Raw genomic sequence first — 19,367 nt, 5'->3', positions numbered from 1 at the left:
GCTAGTTATTCTGGTAGATGTCTTTATAAAGCCTGCTTTCGAAGCGAACCAGTGGAATACGGCGGTTGCGCTGGTCGGTCGGTTCGACGGCATAGCCGGAAAGATACTGCACGAATGCCATGCGCTGTCCGCTGGCGGTCGTGATGAACCCTGCCAGGTTATACACCCCCTGCAGTGAACCTGTTTTCGCGGAGACTTTGCCATCCACACCCGCCGCGTGAAGCCCGGCGCGGTACTGCAGCGAACCGTCGTGTCCGGCAAGCGGCAGCATTGAGATAAAGTTTAGCTCAGTGTCATGTTGTGCAATGTACTGAAGCACCTGCATCATGGTGGCCGGGGCAATCAGGTTATGACGCGATAATCCTGAACCATCAACGGCGATAGTGTTACCCAGATCGATTCCCGCCTGCTGGCGCAGGATCTGACGAACAGCGTCTGAGCCCGCGCGCCAGGTTCCCGGCACGCCGAAACGCGCGTGGCCAATCATGCGGAACACGGTGTCGGCAATCATGTTGTCAGACTTTTTCAGCATAATTCGCAGCAAATCGTGCAGCGGTGGCGACTGTTTGCTGGCAATGACCGTTCCGGGCTGGTTGACCTGCGTCTGGCGTAGCAGCGTGCCGGAGTAGGTTATTCCCGCCTGCTTCAGCTCATCCTTGAGAATCGCACCCGCATAGCTTGCGCCATCCTGAATCGCGAAGGCCAGCGGCAGGGGATCGGCGCGCTGCGTCAGGCAGCCGGTGAGGGTGTAGCGGTTAAGATCGCCAGGCACCACGTCCAGTTCGCAGTACTGGGCATCAGGGGAGCCTTTAGCCAGCGTTCGCACCTGGCTAAACATGGTCACCGGATAGTAAGATGCCACGCGAATGAACGCTAAATCATCCGGCTTGGGCGCGCTGTAAAGGGAAATCGAGAAGCAGTTGCGGTCAACAATCGCGGCGGCTGGCGGGGCGCTAAAGCACTGCGTCATGTCGTTCCACGGCCAGCCTGGTGCTTTATCGTGGCTGGCAAAAATGGAGGTATCGATCAGCACGTTGCCATCGATTTTTGTCACGCCGGATTTTTTCAACACCGCTACCATGTTGCGGATATCCTGGCGCTTAAAGGTGGGATCGCCACCGAAACGGGCGATAAGATCGCCTTTCAGTTCGCCACCGTCGACGTTACCTTTGGTTTCAAGCGTGGTGGTAAAACGGAAGTCAGGCCCGAGTTGGAGCAGGGCGGCGAGGGCAGTGATCACCTTCTGGGTACTGGCAGGCAGCGCCATCTGTTGACTGTGATAGTCAATCTCGGGAGCCTGTGCGCCAACCTTCTGCACCATCAGGGCGAGGTTCGCGCCTGCGGGTAGCTGATTAATGTACTCATCAACATTCGCGGCCTGGGCGGTGAACGTTATACTGGTAGTCAATCCGATGATAAAACTGGAAAATCGCATAATCTCGCGCTAACAACCCGAAAACAAACCGTCATACTACGGTGCATGGCACTGCAAAGTAAACGATGACCCATAGTGAACTTCGCGGTAAAATGCGTATCAAATTGAAAAATTGCTGCTGACCTGGGGCGTCGCTCCCGGGTCGGTTTTCTTTTTGCTTCTTGCCCGCTTCGGGGGGCAGGAGCAGGGAACACTGCTCCCAACAGGAATGTTTAAGAGGTATAACAAATGCAAGCTATTCCGATGACCTTACGTGGTGCCGAAAAATTGCGCGAAGAGCTGGATTTCCTGAAATCCGTGCGTCGCCCTGAAATCATCGCCGCTATCGCGGAAGCCCGTGAGCATGGCGACCTGAAAGAGAATGCTGAATACCATGCGGCGCGCGAGCAGCAGGGTTTCTGTGAAGGGCGCATTAAAGATATCGAAGCGAAACTGTCTAATGCGCAGGTTATCGATATCACCAAAATGCCTAACAACGGTCGCGTGATCTTTGGTTCTACCGTCAGCGTTCTGAACCTCGACAACGATGAAGAGCAAACCTATCGCATCGTGGGCGATGATGAAGCAGACTTCAAACAGAACCTGATTTCGGTGAACTCACCCATTGCTCGCGGCCTGATTGGCAAAGAGCAGGACGATGTTGTCACCATCCGCACCCCTGGCGGTGAAGTGGAATACGAAATTATCAAGGTTGAATACCTGTAATTCGCTTCTCTACTAAGATGTTGATACATTGTAAAGAAAAGAAAAAGGCCGCATAGCGGCCTTTTATCAACTCAAGGAGCATGGCATTTTGCTGAGCCTGCTGAAAGAAATCCCTCGTTTCACACAGAAAATGTGATTGATTCAGGATATCCTTAGCGTGGCAGCGAGATTTTACGCTCTTTAGATGGGCGATAGAGCACCAGCGTTTTACCGATGACCTGTACATTACAGGCGCCGGTTTCGCGCACGATGGCTTCCACGATCAGGTTTTTAGTGTCTCTGTCTTCAGAGGCGATTTTCACCTTGATCAGCTCGTGGTGTTCCAGCGCTTGTTCAATCTCGGCAAGCACCCCTTCGGTCAAACCATTGTTGCCAAGCATGACTACAGGCTTGAGCGGATGTGCCAGACCTTTAAGGTGCTGTTTTTGTTTAGTACTCAGATTCATCGTATATTTTTGCTTACGTTGGGATTGAAAACGGTTCATTCTACCGCCATCTCCCTTATATCGCCAAATAGCTGCGTAGAAATTTACGTCACAGGCAAGCAACGATGAACCAGGACGGAAATGTTAAATGACAGGTAAAAAGCGTTCTGCCAGTTCCAGCCGCTGGCTTCAGGAACACTTTAGCGATAAATATGTTCAACAGGCACAGAAAAAGGGGTTACGTTCCCGTGCCTGGTTTAAACTTGATGAAATACAGCAAAGTGACAAACTTTTTAAGCCGGGGATGACGGTTGTCGACCTCGGTGCGGCACCTGGCGGATGGTCCCAGTATGCGGTAACGCAGATCGGCGGAACGGGCCGAATCATTGCGTGCGATCTTTTACCAATGGATCCCATCGTTGGTGTCGACTTCCTTCAGGGCGACTTTCGTGATGAATTAGTGCTGAAAGCGTTACTTGATCGTGTTGGTGACAGTAAGGTCCAGGTTGTCATGTCGGATATGGCACCAAATATGTGCGGAACACCGGCGGTGGATATCCCCCGCGCCATGTATCTGGTGGAGCTAGCGTTAGAAATGTGTCGTGATGTACTAGCGCCTGGTGGTAGTTTTGTTGTGAAGGTGTTTCAGGGCGAAGGTTTCGAGGAGTATCTTAAGGAAATTCGCTCCCTGTTTGCGAAGGTCAAAGTTCGTAAGCCGGACTCTTCCCGGGCCCGTTCCCGTGAAGTGTATATTGTAGCGACCGGGCGAAAATGATAACCGGGAGATTTCAGACGAAAGTTTGAATGAAACTGGATATAGAGTATCCTGACGCTGTTTTTAACACAGTTGTAATATGAGGTTAATCCCTTGAGTGACATGGCGAAAAACCTAATACTCTGGCTGGTCATTGCCGTTGTGCTGATGTCAGTATTCCAGAGCTTTGGGCCCAGCGAGTCGAATGGCCGCAAGGTGGATTATTCTACCTTCCTGCAAGAGGTCAATCAGGACCAGGTTCGCGAAGCGCGTATCAACGGACGTGAGATCAACGTTACCAAGAAAGATAGTAACCGTTACACGACTTACATCCCGGTGAACGATCCTAAGCTGCTTGATAACCTTCTGACCAAAAACGTCAAAGTGGTAGGCGAGCCGCCAGAAGAACCAAGCCTGCTGGCTTCTATCTTCATTTCCTGGTTCCCGATGCTACTTCTTATCGGCGTCTGGATCTTCTTTATGCGCCAGATGCAGGGCGGCGGTGGCAAAGGTGCCATGTCGTTCGGTAAGAGCAAGGCGCGTATGCTGACGGAAGACCAGATCAAGACCACGTTTGCTGACGTCGCCGGTTGTGACGAAGCAAAAGAAGAAGTGGGTGAACTGGTTGAATACCTGCGCGAGCCGAGCCGTTTCCAGAAACTGGGCGGTAAGATCCCGAAAGGCGTCTTGATGGTAGGCCCTCCGGGTACCGGTAAAACCCTGCTGGCGAAAGCCATCGCGGGTGAAGCGAAGGTGCCGTTCTTTACTATTTCAGGTTCTGACTTCGTTGAAATGTTCGTGGGTGTCGGTGCATCTCGTGTGCGTGACATGTTCGAGCAGGCCAAGAAGGCAGCACCGTGCATCATCTTTATCGATGAAATCGACGCCGTAGGCCGCCAGCGTGGCGCGGGCCTGGGCGGTGGTCACGATGAGCGTGAGCAGACCCTGAACCAGATGCTGGTTGAGATGGACGGCTTCGAAGGTAACGAAGGTATTATCGTTATCGCGGCGACTAACCGTCCGGACGTACTTGACCCTGCGCTGCTGCGTCCAGGCCGTTTCGACCGTCAGGTTGTTGTCGGTCTGCCGGATGTTCGTGGTCGTGAACAGATTCTGAAAGTGCACATGCGTCGCGTACCGCTGGCGCCAGATATCGACGCGGCAATCATTGCGCGCGGTACCCCGGGCTTCTCCGGTGCGGACCTGGCTAACCTGGTCAACGAAGCTGCACTGTTTGCCGCTCGCGGTAACAAGCGCGTGGTCTCCATGGTGGAGTTCGAGAAAGCGAAAGACAAAATCATGATGGGTGCGGAACGTCGCTCCATGGTGATGACGGAAGCGCAGAAAGAGTCCACGGCTTACCACGAAGCGGGTCACGCGATTATCGGTCGCCTGGTGCCGGAACACGATCCGGTACACAAGGTAACGATTATTCCGCGCGGCCGTGCGCTGGGTGTGACCTTCTTCCTGCCTGAGGGCGACGCGATCAGCGCCAGCCGTCAGAAGCTGGAAAGCCAGATTTCGACCCTGTACGGCGGTCGTCTGGCAGAAGAGATCATCTACGGTCCAGAACACGTTTCTACCGGTGCGTCGAACGACATTAAAGTGGCGACAAACCTGGCGCGTAACATGGTCACTCAGTGGGGCTTCTCCGACAAACTCGGTCCGCTGCTGTATGCAGAGGAAGAGGGTGAAGTATTCCTGGGCCGCTCCGTGGCGAAAGCAAAACATATGTCTGATGAGACGGCACGTATCATCGACCAGGAAGTGAAAGCGCTGATTGAACGTAACTACGGTCGCGCGCGTCAGATCCTGAACGACAATATGGACATTCTGCATTCGATGAAAGATGCGCTCATGAAATATGAGACCATCGATGCACCGCAGATTGACGACCTGATGGCTCGCCGCGAAGTGCGTCCGCCAGCTGGCTGGGAAGACCCAGGCGCTTCCAACAATTCTGACAACAATGGTACCCCGCGCGCGCCGCGTCCGGTCGATGAACCGCGTACGCCAAACCCGGGCAACACCATGTCAGAGCAGTTGGGCGACAAGTAAGTCACTGCTGTTGAAGCGTTTGTCTGTACCCCAAACCCTGGAGCTTGCTCCGGGGTTTTTCTTTTCCGTTAAACCATACTAAAACCAGGGATTTAACCATGAAACTCTTCGCCCAGGACACGCATCTCGATCTTTCACATCCGCACGTGATGGGGATCCTGAATGTTACCCCTGACTCCTTCTCTGACGGCGGCACGCATAACACGCTTATCGACGCGGTTAAGCACGCAAATCTAATGATCAACGCGGGTGCCACCATCATTGATGTGGGCGGTGAATCGACGCGTCCCGGCGCGGCAGATGTTTCGGTGGAAGAAGAGCTGGCGCGCGTGGTGCCGGTGGTTGAGGCAATCGCGCAACGTTTCGAGGTGTGGATCTCCGTCGACACGTCCAAACCAGAAGTGATCCGTGAAGTGGCGAGAGTGGGCGCTCACATTATCAATGATATCCGCTCGCTGACCGAACCGGGTGCGATCGAGGCCGCTGCAGAAACCGGCCTGCCGGTATGCCTGATGCACATGCAGGGGCAACCGAAAACCATGCAGGAAGCGCCGAAGTATGATGATGTCTTTGCCGACGTGAATCGCTTCTTTATTGAGCATATTGAACGCTGTGAGCGTGCAGGTATCGCAAAAGAGAAATTGCTGCTCGACCCGGGGTTCGGTTTCGGTAAAAATCTCTCACACAATTATGCGTTGCTTGCGCGCTTATCGGAATTTCATCACTTTGGTCTGCCGCTGCTGGTGGGGATGTCGAGAAAGTCGATGATTGGTCAATTGCTGAATGTAGGACCGAGCGAGCGCCTGAGTGGCAGCCTGGCCTGCGCGGTAATTGCGGCGATGCAAGGCGCGCACATTATCCGTGTCCATGACGTCAAAGAAACAGTAGAAGCCATGCGTGTGGTGGAAGCCACACTGGCAGCGAAGGAAAACAAACGCTATGAGTAATCGTAAGTATTTTGGTACCGATGGTATCCGTGGGCGCGTAGGCGATGCTCCAATTACCCCTGATTTTGTTCTGAAGCTCGGCTGGGCTGCCGGCAAGGTGCTGGCGCGTCATGGCTCACGTAAGATCATTATTGGTAAAGATACCCGTATTTCGGGCTATATGCTGGAATCTGCGTTGGAAGCGGGTCTGGCGGCTGCAGGGCTTTCAGCCTCTTTTACTGGCCCAATGCCAACGCCTGCTGTTGCCTACCTTACGCGCACCTTCCGCGCGGAAGCGGGAATTGTGATCTCGGCGTCTCATAACCCGTTCTACGACAACGGCATCAAGTTCTTCTCCATTGACGGCACTAAGCTGCCGGACGAAGTGGAAGAGGCCATTGAAGCCGAAATGGAAAAAGAGATCACCTGTGTTGATTCCGCCGAGCTGGGTAAAGCGAACCGTATCGTCGATGCGGCGGGTCGTTATATCGAATTCTGCAAAGGCACCTTCCCGAACGAGCTGAGCCTGGCGCATCTTAAAATTGTGGTGGACTGTGCGAACGGTGCGACCTATCACATCGCGCCGAATGTCTTCCGCGAGCTGGGTGCGAAAGTGATCGCCATCGGCTGCGAGCCGGATGGTCTGAATATTAACGAAGAAGTCGGGGCGACGGACGTGCGCGCCCTGCAGGCGCGCGTGCTGGCGGAAAAAGCCGATCTGGGTATTGCCCTGGACGGCGACGGTGACCGCGTGATCATGGTTGACCACGAAGGTAATAAAGTCGACGGCGATCAGATCCTCTACATCATTGCCCGTGAAGGCCTGCGCCAGGGGCAGCTGCGCGGCGGCGCGGTTGGGACGTTGATGAGCAACATGGGTCTGGAGCTGGCGCTGAAACAGCTCGGTATTCCGTTTGTTCGCGCGAAAGTGGGCGACCGCTACGTGCTGGAAAAACTCCAGGAGAAGGGCTGGCGCATTGGTGCTGAGAACTCCGGCCACGTGATCCTGCTCGACAAAACCACTACCGGTGACGGCATTGTTGCCGCGCTTCAGGTGGTTGCCGCGATGGCGCGCAACCATATGAGCCTGCACGATCTGTGCAGCGGGATGAAAATGTTCCCGCAGATCCTGGTGAACGTGCGTTTCACTGCGGGTAAAGGCGATCCGCTGGAAAATGACAACGTGAAAGCGGTGATGGCTGAGGTTGAAGCGGCGCTGGGCAGCCGTGGACGCGTGCTGCTGCGTAAGTCCGGTACCGAACCACTGATCCGCGTGATGGTGGAAGGCGAAGACGAAGCGCAGGTCACCGAATTTGCGCACCGTATTGCTGATGCCGTAAAAGCTGCATAATCTTGCATGCTAAATGTTTAAAAAGGCGGCGTTTGCCGCCTTTGTTTTAAGCAATTAATGGCTTTTTGCTGTTTTTTTCCGCAGTTGATACAATGCGTCGAAAATGCCCTTGCGAAGGTGATTCGCTTTGGTTAGTATTCACACCCGCTTCAGTGGGAAACAAAAATCCTGCTAATTGGTCGAAGCATTGGTATGCGGCAAATCCGCAAGGAACAGGTTGATTATGTACGAAGCTCTTTTAGTTATTTTCCTTATTGTAGCCATCGCTCTCGTAGCGCTGATTATGCTGCAGCAAGGTAAAGGCGCTGATATGGGAGCCTCCTTCGGAGCAGGCGCTTCCGGTACGCTGTTCGGTTCAAGTGGTTCTGCGAACTTCATGACCCGCACGACGGCGATTCTGGCTACGCTGTTCTTCATCATCAGTCTGGTGCTGGGCAATATCAACAGCAACAAGACCAGCAAAGGAAGTGAGTGGGAAAATCTGAGCGCGCCAGCCAAAACTGAGCAGACTCAGCCAGCTGCACCGGCTAAGCCAACCAGCGATATCCCGCAGTAAGTATTCCGTACCGAGGTGGTGGAATTGGTAGACACGCTACCTTGAGGTGGTAGTGCCCTAACGGGCTTGTGGGTTCGAGTCCCATCCTCGGTACCAATATTCCAGAAGAAAGACGTCGCAAGACGTCTTTTTTTTCGTCTGTAGCTTTTGCCTTTCGTAGGCCCGTTAAGCGCAGCGCCACCGGGCAAAATGGCGGGTGGCGCTGCGCTTACCCGCCCTACAAAAACCAAAAAAAAAGGCGCCCATTGGGCGCCTTTTGCATGTTACATCAGCGATTACTTCTTATCGTTATTCTCCAGGTTTTCAACCTGCGGCAGGCCGTTACCGGAATTCGCAGAGAGCAGACCATTCTCAACGTAGTTGAACAGTTTCTCACGGGTATCGGTGATGTCCAGGTTACGCATGGTCAACTGACCAATACGGTCGTCCGGAGAAAACACAGACTCACCTTTTTCCATGGTCAGACGCTCGGCTTTATAGGTCAGGTTGTCCGACACGGTGTTAAGAATGGAGTAGTCGTTACCACGACGCAGTTCCAGCGTCACTTCACCGGTGATCGCGCTCGCTACCCAACGCTGCAGCGCGTCACGCAGCATCAGCGCCTGCGGATCGAACCAGCGACCCTGATACAGCAGTTTGCCCAGTTGACGACCATGAGAGTGATACTGCTCGATGGTGTCTTCGTTGTGAATACCGGTCAGCAGACGCTCGTAAGCGATGTGCAGCAGCGCCATCCCCGGAGCTTCATAGATACCGCGGCTTTTCGCTTCGATGATACGGTTTTCAATCTGATCGCTCATGCCCAGACCGTGACGACCGCCGATGCGGTTTGCTTCCAGCATCAGTTCAACGTCGTCAGAGAAGGTCTTGCCGTTCAGGGCAACCGGATGACCACGTTCGAAACGAACGGTCACTTCTTCTGCCGGGATCTTCACGCTCTCGTCCCAGAACTTCACGCCCATGATCGGGTTAACGATCTTCACGCTGGAGTTCAGGAATTCCAGGTCCTTCGCTTCGTGCGTCGCGCCCAGCATGTTGGAGTCGGTAGAGTAGGCTTTCTCAACGGACATTTTGTAGTCAAAGCCGCAGGCAATCATAAACTCAGACATCTCATGACGACCACCCAGCTCGTCGATGAAGTCGGTGTCCAGCCACGGCTTGTAGATCTGCAGCTCCGCGTTGGTCAGCAGGCCATAACGATAGAAACGTTCGATATCGTTGCCTTTATAGGTGCTGCCGTCACCCCAGATGTTTACGCCATCTTCTTTCATGGCGGCAACCAGCATGGTGCCGGTGACGGCACGACCCAGCGGGGTGGTGTTGAAATAGGTCAGGCCGCCCGTGGTGTTATGGAACGCACCGCACTGAATAGCGGCGATACCTTCAGCAACCAGTTGCTTACGGCAGTCAATCAGTCGCGCGTTTTCTGCGCCATACTCTTTAGCGCGACGAGGAATAGCATCGTAATCGTCCTCATCCGGCTGACCCAGGTTCGCAGTATATGCATACGGAACCGCTCCCTTCTGGCGCATCCACAGCAGTGCAGCGCTGGTATCCAGGCCGCCTGAGAAAGCGATGCCAATACGTTGTCCTACCGGAAGATGCTTGAGAATCGTCGTCATAGAATAAAACCCTGCTTGATTGACTGATTAGAGACCGCTTTCGCTCTCTTGTGCATTTTTATGCAAAATAAGTGAGTATTCATTTAATCATCTTTTATCGAATACCGGAAGAGACTCATGCGTTTTTTGTAAAAAATTTGGTCTGTTCTCTCTGGCGGAAGCTGGGTTGACAGGTGGGGTCAACTATCAATATACTAAACGCCGATTTTACGTCCCGTCTTCGGTACCAAATCCCAGCATTATTTGCAAATTCTGTCCAAAACGCGTAGAATTTGCCACGTTTCAGGCGCGGGGTGGAGCAGCCTGGTAGCTCGTCGGGCTCATAACCCGAAGGTCGTCGGTTCAAATCCGGCCCCCGCAACCACTTTCCCATAAAGTTCTTTTTCAAATATACTGTGAAGACTTAGAGCCTTCGTAGCTGGATTTGAAAAAATTCTTTCGGAGAGTGCTCCAGGCCACAGTTGTGGCTATAGGGTTCAGTTATCTAAAGCCCCGATTTATCGGGGTTTTTTGTTATCTGACTACAGAATAACTGGGCTTTACGCCCTTTTTTTATGTCTTGGGGGTGGGCTTGTCCACATTAGAGCAAAAATTAACAGAGATGATTACTGCACCGGTCGAAGCACTGGGCTACGAACTGGTCGGCATCGAATTCGTTCGCGGCCGTACATCGACGCTGCGCATCTATATTGATAGTGAAGATGGCATCAATGTTGATGATTGTGCTGATGTCAGCCACCAGGTGAGTGCGGTTCTTGATGTTGAAGACCCGATTACCGTTGCGTACAACCTGGAAGTTTCCTCACCTGGCCTGGATCGCCCGATGTTCACGGCCGAGCACTATGTGCGCTTTACCGGTGAAGAAGTGGCTCTCGTTCTGCGTATGGCCGTACAGAACCGCCGTAAATGGCAGGGAATTATCAAAGCCGTTGATGGTGAAATGATCACGGTAACAGTCGAAGGCAAAGATGAAGTGTTCGCGCTGAGTAATATCCAGAAGGCGAACCTGGTTCCCCACTTTTAACAGTCTGGATTGAGGTGAAAAGCCCGCGATGAACAAAGAAATTTTGGCTGTTGTTGAAGCCGTCTCCAACGAGAAATCACTGCCGCGTGAGAAAATTTTCGAAGCGCTGGAAAGTGCACTGGCTACAGCAACCAAGAAAAAATACGAACAAGAGATCGATGTTCGCGTAGAAATCGATCGTAAAAGCGGTGACTTCGATACATTCCGTCGTTGGGTAATCGTTGAAGAAGTGACCCAGCCGACCAAAGAGATCACCCTGGAAGCGGCACGTTTTGAAGACGAAAGTCTGAACGTGGGTGACTACGTTGAAGATCAGATTGAATCTGTGACCTTCGACCGTATCACCACCCAGACCGCTAAGCAGGTTATCGTGCAGAAAGTGCGCGAAGCCGAGCGCGCGCTGGTTGTCGATCAGTTCCGCGATCAGGAAGGCGAAATCATCACTGGCGTGGTGAAGAAAGTGAACCGTGACAACATCTCTCTGGAAATTAAATCCGAAGGGATGCCGGGCAACGCTGAAGCCGTGATCCTGCGTGAAGACATGCTGCCGCGTGAAAACTTCCGCCCGGGCGACCGTATTCGTGGTGTTCTGTACGCCGTGCGCCCTGAAGCGCGTGGTGCACAGCTGTTCGTGACCCGTTCTAAACCAGAAATGCTGGTTGAACTGTTCCGCATCGAAGTGCCGGAAATCGGCGAAGAAGTTATTGAGATCAAAGCAGCAGCTCGCGATCCAGGCTCTCGTGCGAAAATTGCGGTGAAAACCAACGACAAGCGTATCGACCCGGTCGGTGCTTGCGTCGGTATGCGCGGTGCGCGCGTTCAGGCGGTTTCTACCGAACTGGGCGGCGAGCGTATTGATATCGTTCTGTGGGACGACAACCCGGCGCAGTTCGTGATCAACGCAATGGCTCCGGCTGATGTCGCGTCTATCGTTGTTGACGAAGACAAACACACCATGGATATCGCTGTTGAAGCGGGCAACCTGGCGCAAGCGATTGGCCGTAACGGTCAGAACGTACGCCTGGCGTCACAGCTGAGCGGCTGGGAACTCAACGTCATGACCGTTGATGACCTGCAGGCTAAGCATCAGGCTGAAGCCCATGCGGCGATCGATACCTTCACCAAATACCTCGACATTGACGAAGACTTCGCCACTGTTCTGGTCGAAGAAGGTTTCTCTACGCTGGAAGAACTGGCCTATGTGCCAATGAAAGAGCTGCTGGAAATTGACGGTCTGGATGAGCCAACCGTTGAAGCCCTGCGTGAACGCGCTAAAAACGCACTGACCACCCTGGCACTGGCTCAGGAAGAAAGCCTTGGCGATAAGAAGCCGGCTGATGACCTGCTGAATCTGGAAGGTCTTGATCGTGCGATTGCGTTCAAGCTGGCTGCCCGTGGTGTTTGTACGCTGGAAGATCTCGCTGAGCAAGGCGTTGATGACCTGGCCGATATCGAAGGTTTAACCGACGAGAAAGCCGGCGAACTCATCATGGCCGCACGTAATATTTGCTGGTTCGGCGACGAAGCGTAATAAACTGTAGCAGGAAGGAACAGCATGACTGATGTAACTGTAAAATCGCTGGCTGCTGAGATTCAGACCTCCGTGGACCGCCTGGTACAGCAATTTGCTGATGCAGGGATCCCGAAGTCCGCTGATGACTCGGTGACCGCGCAAGAAAAACAAACCTTGTTAACGCACCTGAACCGCGAACACGGTTCTACGCCTGACAAGTTAACGCTGCAGCGCAAAACGCGCAGCACGTTAAACATCCCTGGTACCGGTGGCAAAAGCAAATCGGTACAAATTGAAGTCCGCAAGACGCGCACCTTTGTAAAACGTGATCCGCAAGAGGCAGAACGCCTTGCCGCGGAAGAGCAGGCACAGCGTGAAGCGGAAGAACAAGCTCAGCGTGAGGCGGAAGCAGCCGCCAAACGTGAAGCAGAATTAAAAGCTGAACGTGAGGCCGCAGAAAAAGCGAAACGCGACGCCAGTGATAAAGTGAAGCGTGACGCTGCGGAAAAAGACAAAGTGAGCAATCAACAGACAGACGAAATGACCAAAACCGCCCAGGCTGAAAAAGCCCGCCGTGAAAATGAAGCTGCCGAGCTGAAGCGTAAAGCGGAAGAAGAAGCCCGCCGTAAGCTGGAAGAAGAAGCTCGCCGCGTCGCTGAAGAAGCGCGCCGTATGGCAGAAGAAAACGAGAAGAATGGCGTGAATACCGCTGAACCGACTGAAGACACCAGCGACTATCACGTGACCACTTCTCAGCATGCGCGTCAGGCTGAAGATGATAACGACCGTGAAGTAGAAGGCGGCCGTGGCCGTGGTCGTAATGCAAAAGCCGCGCGTCCGGCTAAGAAAGGTAACAAACACGCTGAATCTAAAGCTGACCGCGAAGAAGCTCGTGCAGCGGTTCGCGGTGGTAAAGGCGGCAAGCGTAAAGGTTCTTCTCTGCAGCAGGGCTTCCAGAAGCCAGCTCAGGCGGTTAACCGTGACGTCGTGATTGGCGAAACCATCACCGTTGGCGATCTGGCGAACAAGATGGCGGTTAAAGGCTCTCAGGTCATCAAAGCGATGATGAAGCTGGGCGCAATGGCGACCATCAACCAGGTTATCGACCAGGAAACCGCACAGCTGGTTGCCGAAGAGATGGGCCACAAAGTTATCCTGCGTCGTGAAAACGAGCTGGAAGAAGCAGTAATGAGCGACCGTGACACTGGCGCTGCGGCTGAACCGCGTGCACCGGTTGTGACCATCATGGGTCACGTTGACCACGGTAAAACCTCTCTGCTCGACTACATTCGTTCTACGAAAGTTGCCTCCGGCGAAGCGGGTGGTATTACCCAGCACATCGGTGCTTACCACGTAGAAACCGAAAACGGCATGATCACCTTCCTGGATACCCCAGGCCACGCAGCGTTCACCTCAATGCGTGCTCGTGGTGCTCAGGCTACGGATATCGTTGTACTGGTTGTTGCAGCAGACGATGGCGTTATGCCACAGACCATTGAAGCTATCCAGCACGCGAAAGCGGCGCAGGTGCCTCTGGTTGTTGCGGTCAACAAAATCGATAAGCCAGAAGCCGATCTGGACCGCGTGAAGAACGAACTGTCTCAGTACGGCGTTATGCCGGAAGAGTGGGGCGGCGAAGCCCAGTTCATCCCTGTATCTGCAAAAGCGGGCACTGGTATCGACGACCTGCTGAACGCTATCCTGCTTCAGGCCGAAGTTCTGGAGCTGAAAGCCGTTCGTAAAGGTATGGCGAGCGGTGCGGTAATCGAATCCTTCCTGGATAAAGGTCGTGGTCCGGTTGCAACGGTTCTGGTTCGCGAAGGTACGCTGAACAAGGGCGACATCGTTCTGTGTGGCTTCGAATACGGTCGCGTTCGTGCGATGCGTAACGAACTGGGTCAGGAAGTGCTGGAAGCAGGTCCGTCCATTCCAGTGGAAATCCTGGGTCTGTCCGGTGTTCCGGCTGCCGGTGATGAAGTGACCGTTGTGCGTGACGAGAAGAAAGCGCGTGAAGTGGCACTGTATCGTCAGGGCAAATTCCGTGAAGTTAAGCTGGCGCGTCAGCAGAAATCTAAACTTGAGAACATGTTTGCGAACATGGCTGAAGGCGAAGTTCACGAAGTGAACGTCGTTCTGAAAGCGGACGTTCAGGGTTCTGTGGAAGCGATCTCCGACTCCTTGCTGAAACTGTCTACCGACGAAGTGAAAGTGAAGATCATCGGTTCTGGCGTAGGTGGTATCACCGAAACCGACGCAACCCTGGCTGCGGCATCCAACGCTATCCTGGTTGGCTTCAACGTGCGTGCTGATGCATCTGCTCGCCGCGTGATCGAAGCGGAAAGCCTGGATCTGCGCTACTACTCCGTCATCTATAACCTGATCGACGAAGTGAAAGCCGCGATGAGCGGTATGCTGTCTCCTGAGCTGAAACAGCAGATCATCGGTCTGGCTGAAGTGCGTGACGTGTTCAAATCACCGAAATTCGGTGCGATCGCGGGCTGTATGGTTACCGAAGGTACCATCAAGCGTCACAACCCAATCCGCGTACTGCGTGACAACGTGGTTATCTACGAAGGCGAGCTGGAATCCCTGCGCCGCTTCAAAGATGACGTTAACGAAGTCCGTAACGGCATGGAATGTGGTATCGGCGTTAAGAACTACAACGACGTTCGCGTTGGCGATATGATCGAAGTGTTCGAAATCATCGAGATCCAACGCAGCATCGACTAATCCTTAGGGATAAGTCCATATGTAGGCCGGGATCGCCTCGTGCCACCCGGCAATAATTTTAAAAGGGGCTTTTAGCCCCTTTTTTGTCTGGAGAATTTATTATGGCGAAAGAATTTGGTCGCCCACAGCGCGTGGCGCAGGAGATGCAGAAAGAGATCGCTCTCATCCTGCAACGCGAAATCAAAGACCCGCGTATCGGTATGATGACCACCGTCTCTGGCGTGGAAATGTCTCGTGACCTGGCCTATGCCAAAGTGTTCGTGACCTTCCTGAACGATCAGGACGAAGCGGCGGTGAAGAACGGCATTAAAGCACTGCAGGAAGCCTCTGGTTTCATCCGCTCTCTGCTCGGCAAAGCGATGCGCCTGCGTATTGTTCCCGAGCTGACCTTCTTCTACGACAACTCGCTGGTCGAAGGTATGCGCATGTCCAACCTGGTGACCAGCGTGGTGAAACATGACGACGAACGTCGTGTTAACCCGACGGACGACAGCAAGGAGGACTGATGAGTCGTCCTCGTCGTCGCGGTCGCGACGTGCATGGCGTGCTGCTGCTGGATAAACCGCAGGGTGCATCCAGCAACGACGTGCTGCAAAAAGTGAAGCGTATTTATAACGCTAACCGTGCGGGCCACACCGGCGCGCTGGATCCGCTGGCGACCGGCATGCTGCCGATTTGCCTGGGTGAAGCGACAAAGTTTTCCCAGTACCTGCTCGATTCCGATAAACGCTACCGCGTTATCGCTAAGCTGGGCCAGCGTACGGATACCTCCGACGCGGATGGTCAGGTGGTGGAAGAGCGCCCGGTGACCTTCAGCGCCGAACAGCTTGATGCGGCCCTGGAGAGCTTCCGCGGGGACACGATGCAGGTGCCGTCGATGTATTCGGCGCTGAAATATCAGGGCAAGAAGCTCTATGAATATGCGCGCCAGGGAATTGAGGTCCCGCGTGAAGCCCGTCCGATAACCGTGTATGAGCTGCTGTTCATTCGCCACGAAGGTGACGAACTGGAGCTGGAAGTCCACTGTTCGAAAGGGACCTATATTCGCACCATCATCGACGACCTGGGTGAAAAGCTGGGCTGCGGCGCGCATGTGATTTATCTGCGTCGTCTGGCGGTCAGTAAATATCCGGTGGAACGCATGGTGACGCTTGAGCAGCTGCGCGCGCTGGCTGAGCAGGCACAAGCGCAGGGAGTGGAACCAGCAGATTTGCTGGATCCACTGCTGATGCCAATGGACAGTCCGGCAGCGGACTTCCCGATCGTTAATCTTCCTTTAACATCGTCCGTTTACTTTAAGAACGGAAACCCGGTTCGTACGGCGGATGCGCCGCTGGATGGACTGGTACGCGTGACGGAAGGTGACGAAGGGAAATTCATCGGTATGGGCGAAATGGACGGTGAAGGGCGCGTTGCGCCGCGTCGTCTGGTCGTCGAATATCCGGTCGACGCGTGACGGTGATTACGCCTCACCTTGCGATAAGCAGGGGAGACGAGTAGAATATCGCCGCTTAACGCCCGGTAAATTGTTTAACAATCTGCGGGGCGTACATGGGGTCGCTGAATTAGAGATCGGCACCCTTACATTTTTTATACTTTGGAGTTTGAAAATGTCTCTAAGCGTTGAAGCTAAAGCTAAAATCGTTTCTGAGTTTGGTCGTGGTACTAACGACAGCGGTTCTACCGAAGTTCAGGTTGCACTGCTGACTGCACAGATTAACCACCTGCAGGGTCACTTTGCAGAGCACAAAAAAGATCACCACAGCCGTCGTGGTCTGCTGCGCATGGTTTCTCAGCGTCGTAAACTGCTCGACTACCTGAAGCGTAAAGATGTTGCACGCTACACCGCGCTGATCGAGCGTCTGGGTCTGCGTCGCTAAGTCTTGCGAGTTTCAGAAAAGGGGGCCTGATGGCCCCTTTTTTCAACCAGACGGCAGCAATTCAATGGAAACTATTGTATTGTTGCTATAAATGATCTTCATTGCAGAGGTTCGCGCGGCTAATGAGAGGCTTCACCCATGGGGGTGTCGGTTGTCATTAGTCGCGAGGATGCGAAGAAGGTCGGGTTAAATCGACAGCACGCCGGCGGTGTGCTGTCATACATTTAAGAAAGGATAGAATTTTGCTGAATCCGATCGTTCGTAAATTCCAGTATGGTCAACATACCGTCACGCTGGAAACCGGCATGATGGCACGCCAGGCGACTGCTGCCGTTATGGTAAGCATGGATGACACCGCGGTATTCGTTACCGTTGTGGGCCAGAAAAAAGCTAAACCAGGTCAGGACTTCTTCCCGCTGACCGTTAACTACCAGGAGCGTACCTACGCTGCCGGTAAAATCCCGGGTGGCTTCTTCCGTCGTGAAGGCCGTCCAAGCGAAGGCGAAACCCTGATCGCGCGTCTGATTGACCGCCCGGTTCGTCCGCTGTTCCCGGAAGGCTTCGTTAACGAAGTGCAGGTTATTGCGACCGTTGTTTCCGTTAACCCACAGGTTAACCCGGACATCGTTGCGATGATCGGTGCCTCCGCTGCCCTGTCACTGTCTGGTATTCCATTCAATGGCCCAATCGGTGCCGCGCGCGTCGGTTACATCAACGACCAGTACGTGCTGAACCCAACTCAGGAAGAGCTGAAAGAAAGTAAGCTGGACCTGGTTGTTGCCGGTACTGAAGCGGCTGTGCTGATGGTTGAATCCGAAGCTGAACTGCTGAGCGAAGACCAGATGCTGGGCGCTGTGGTGTTCGGTCACGAGCAGCAGCAGATTGTTATCCAGAACATCAACGACCTGGTGAAAGAAGCCGGTAAGCCACGTTGGGACTGGCAGCCAGAAGCAGCAAACGACGCGCTGAACGCACGCGTTGCGGCACTGGCAGAATCTCGTCTGAGCGACGCTTACCGCATCACCGACAAACAGGAGCGTTACGCTCAGGTTGACGCGATCAAATCTGAAGTAACCGCGACCCTGGTTGCCGAAGACGAAACGCTGGACGCTAACGAAATTGGCGAAATTCTGCACGCTATCGAGAAAAACGTTGTTCGTAGCCGCGTACTGGCAGGCGAGCCGCGTATCGATGGCCGTGAAAAAGACATGATTCGTGGTCTGGACGTACGCACTGGCGTACTGCCGCGTACTCACGGTTCTGCGCTGTTCACCCGTGGTGAAACGCAGGCGCTGGTTACCGCAACCCTGGGTACCGCACGTGACGCGCAGATCATCGATGAACTGATGGGCGAGCGTACTGACAACTTCCTGTTCCACTACAACTTCCCTCCGTACTCTGTGGGCGAAACCGGTATGGTTGGCTCACCGAAGCGTCGTGAAATTGGTCACGGTCGTCTGGCGAAGCGCGGCGTGCTGGCAGTGATGCCGGAAGCTGACAAATTCCCGTACACCGTTCGTGTGGTTTCTGAAATCACCGAATCTAACGGTTCTTCTTCCATGGCTTCCGTATGTGGTGCCTCTCTGGCGCTGATGGATGCGGGCGTGCCGATCAAAGCCGCCGTTGCGGGTATCGCAATGGGTCTGGTGAAAGAAGGCGACAACTTCGTTGTTCTGTCTGACATTCTGGGTGACGAAGACCACCTGGGCGATATGGACTTCAAAGTAGCGGGTTCCCGCGACGGTATCTCTGCCCTGCAGATGGATATCAAAATTGAAGGTATCACCAAAGAGATCATGCAGGTTGCTCTGAACCAGGCTAAAGGTGCGCGTCTGCACATCCTGGGCGTGATGGAACAGGCTATCAACGCGCCACGCGGTGATATCTCTGAATTCGCTCCGCGTATTCACACCATCAAGATCAATCCAGACAAGATCAAAGATGTTATCGGTAAGGGCGGTTCTGTTATCCGCGCGCTGACCGAAGAGACTGGCACCACCATCGAAATCGAAGATGACGGTACTGTGAAGATCGCAGCAACCGACGGCGAGAAAGCGAAATTCGCTATCCGTCGCATCGAAGAAATCACTGCTGAAATCGAAGTGGGCCGCGTCTACGCGGGTAAAGTGACCCGTATCGTTGACTTTGGTGCGTTCGTTGCCATCGGTGGCGGTAAAGAAGGTCTGGTTCACATCTCTCAGATCGCTGACAAGCGCGTTGAGAAAGTGACCGATTACCTGCAGATGGGTCAGGAAGTGCCGGTTAAGGTTCTGGAAGTTGACCGTCAGGGCCGTATCCGTCTGAGCATTAAAGAAGCAACCGAGCAGTCTCAACCTGCTGCGGCACCGGAAGCTCCGGCTGCTGAACAGCAAGGCGAGTAAGTTGCCA

Annotated in this window: 16 protein-coding genes and 2 tRNA genes; 15 read left to right on the top strand and 3 right to left on the bottom strand. The window is 53.8% G+C overall.

Features of this window, described 5'->3' with window-relative positions:
• Nucleotide 1: 1 nt before the first annotated feature.
• Nucleotides 2–1,435: a serine-type D-Ala-D-Ala carboxypeptidase gene (gene dacB / locus AC2FAJ_RS14050; protein ID WP_028014554.1), complete on the bottom strand. Its 1,434-nt coding sequence runs from the start codon at nt 1,433–1,435 to the stop codon at nt 2–4.
• 228 nt (nt 1,436–1,663) lie between these two features.
• On the opposite strand from dacB, the gene greA reads away from it, so the two are divergent.
• On the top strand, nt 1,664–2,140 hold the full coding sequence (gene greA / locus AC2FAJ_RS14045) for a transcription elongation factor GreA (RefSeq protein ID WP_006812122.1): 477 nt from the start codon (nt 1,664–1,666) through the stop codon (nt 2,138–2,140).
• 152 nt (nt 2,141–2,292) lie between these two features.
• On the opposite strand, the gene yhbY is transcribed toward greA, so the two are convergent.
• Nucleotides 2,293–2,586, bottom strand: a complete 294-nt coding sequence (yhbY, locus tag AC2FAJ_RS14040) for a ribosome assembly RNA-binding protein YhbY (protein ID WP_003861814.1) — start codon at nt 2,584–2,586, stop codon at nt 2,293–2,295.
• A 127-nt stretch (nt 2,587–2,713) separates the two neighbouring features.
• Here yhbY and rlmE point away from each other — a divergent pair, with 127 nt between their 5' ends.
• The 6 genes from rlmE (at nt 2,714) to AC2FAJ_RS14010 (ending at nt 8,306) form a co-directional block, all read left to right on the top strand.
• On the top strand, nt 2,714–3,340 hold the full coding sequence (gene rlmE, locus AC2FAJ_RS14035; RefSeq protein WP_003861812.1) for a 23S rRNA (uridine(2552)-2'-O)-methyltransferase RlmE: 627 nt from the start codon (nt 2,714–2,716) through the stop codon (nt 3,338–3,340).
• A 102-nt stretch (nt 3,341–3,442) separates the two neighbouring features.
• A complete protein-coding gene (gene ftsH / locus AC2FAJ_RS14030) occupies nt 3,443–5,377 on the top strand; it encodes an ATP-dependent zinc metalloprotease FtsH (protein WP_013098921.1) in 1,935 nt (644 codons plus the stop codon).
• Between the two features lie 98 nt (nt 5,378–5,475).
• The gene (gene folP / locus AC2FAJ_RS14025; RefSeq protein ID WP_045630725.1) at nt 5,476–6,324 is read left to right on the top strand and encodes a dihydropteroate synthase; all 849 of its coding nucleotides are present in this window, start codon (nt 5,476–5,478) and stop codon (nt 6,322–6,324) included.
• Nucleotides 6,317–7,654 (top strand): phosphoglucosamine mutase, encoded by a 1,338-nt coding sequence (gene glmM, locus AC2FAJ_RS14020; protein ID WP_041907881.1) that lies wholly within the window; start codon nt 6,317–6,319, stop codon nt 7,652–7,654. Before folP ends, glmM begins: the two co-directional genes overlap by 8 nt.
• Before the next feature lie 223 nt (nt 7,655–7,877).
• On the top strand, nt 7,878–8,210 hold the full coding sequence (gene secG, locus AC2FAJ_RS14015) for a preprotein translocase subunit SecG (RefSeq protein WP_003861803.1): 333 nt from the start codon (nt 7,878–7,880) through the stop codon (nt 8,208–8,210).
• A gap of 9 nt (nt 8,211–8,219) precedes the next feature.
• Nucleotides 8,220–8,306: transfer RNA gene (locus AC2FAJ_RS14010), tRNA-Leu, on the top strand.
• Nucleotides 8,307–8,485: 179 nt separating this feature from the next.
• Here AC2FAJ_RS14010 and argG read toward each other — a convergent pair.
• The gene (gene argG, locus AC2FAJ_RS14005) at nt 8,486–9,832 is read right to left on the bottom strand and encodes an argininosuccinate synthase (protein ID WP_045630724.1); all 1,347 of its coding nucleotides are present in this window, start codon (nt 9,830–9,832) and stop codon (nt 8,486–8,488) included.
• A 287-nt stretch (nt 9,833–10,119) separates the two neighbouring features.
• On the opposite strand from argG, the gene AC2FAJ_RS14000 reads away from it, so the two are divergent.
• From AC2FAJ_RS14000 to pnp, 8 genes are all read left to right on the top strand, one after another.
• A tRNA-Met gene (locus AC2FAJ_RS14000) sits at nt 10,120–10,196 on the top strand.
• A 207-nt stretch (nt 10,197–10,403) separates the two neighbouring features.
• Nucleotides 10,404–10,856, top strand: a complete 453-nt coding sequence (rimP, locus tag AC2FAJ_RS13995) for a ribosome maturation factor RimP (protein WP_014833432.1) — start codon at nt 10,404–10,406, stop codon at nt 10,854–10,856.
• A gap of 28 nt (nt 10,857–10,884) precedes the next feature.
• Complete coding sequence (nusA, locus tag AC2FAJ_RS13990) at nt 10,885–12,387, top strand: transcription termination factor NusA (protein ID WP_014885374.1); 1,503 nt, start codon at nt 10,885–10,887, stop codon at nt 12,385–12,387.
• Nucleotides 12,388–12,411: 24 nt separating this feature from the next.
• A complete protein-coding gene (infB, locus tag AC2FAJ_RS13985) occupies nt 12,412–15,099 on the top strand; it encodes a translation initiation factor IF-2 (protein ID WP_041907885.1) in 2,688 nt (895 codons plus the stop codon).
• 101 nt (nt 15,100–15,200) lie between these two features.
• Nucleotides 15,201–15,605 (top strand): 30S ribosome-binding factor RbfA, encoded by a 405-nt coding sequence (gene rbfA / locus AC2FAJ_RS13980; protein ID WP_041907887.1) that lies wholly within the window; start codon nt 15,201–15,203, stop codon nt 15,603–15,605.
• Complete coding sequence (gene truB / locus AC2FAJ_RS13975; protein WP_266178962.1) at nt 15,605–16,555, top strand: tRNA pseudouridine(55) synthase TruB; 951 nt, start codon at nt 15,605–15,607, stop codon at nt 16,553–16,555. Before rbfA ends, truB begins: the two co-directional genes overlap by 1 nt.
• 154 nt (nt 16,556–16,709) lie before the next feature.
• On the top strand, nt 16,710–16,979 hold the full coding sequence (rpsO, locus tag AC2FAJ_RS13970) for a 30S ribosomal protein S15 (protein WP_003861789.1): 270 nt from the start codon (nt 16,710–16,712) through the stop codon (nt 16,977–16,979).
• Nucleotides 16,980–17,221: 242 nt separating this feature from the next.
• Entirely contained in the window at nt 17,222–19,360 is a 2,139-nt protein-coding gene (pnp, locus tag AC2FAJ_RS13965) for a polyribonucleotide nucleotidyltransferase (protein WP_028014547.1), read from the top strand.
• Nucleotides 19,361–19,367 lie beyond the last annotated feature (7 nt).

The sequence above is a fragment of the Enterobacter cloacae complex sp. 385G4 genome (genome assembly GCF_057320665.1).
This window is presented reverse-complemented; position numbering and strand designations above follow the sequence as displayed.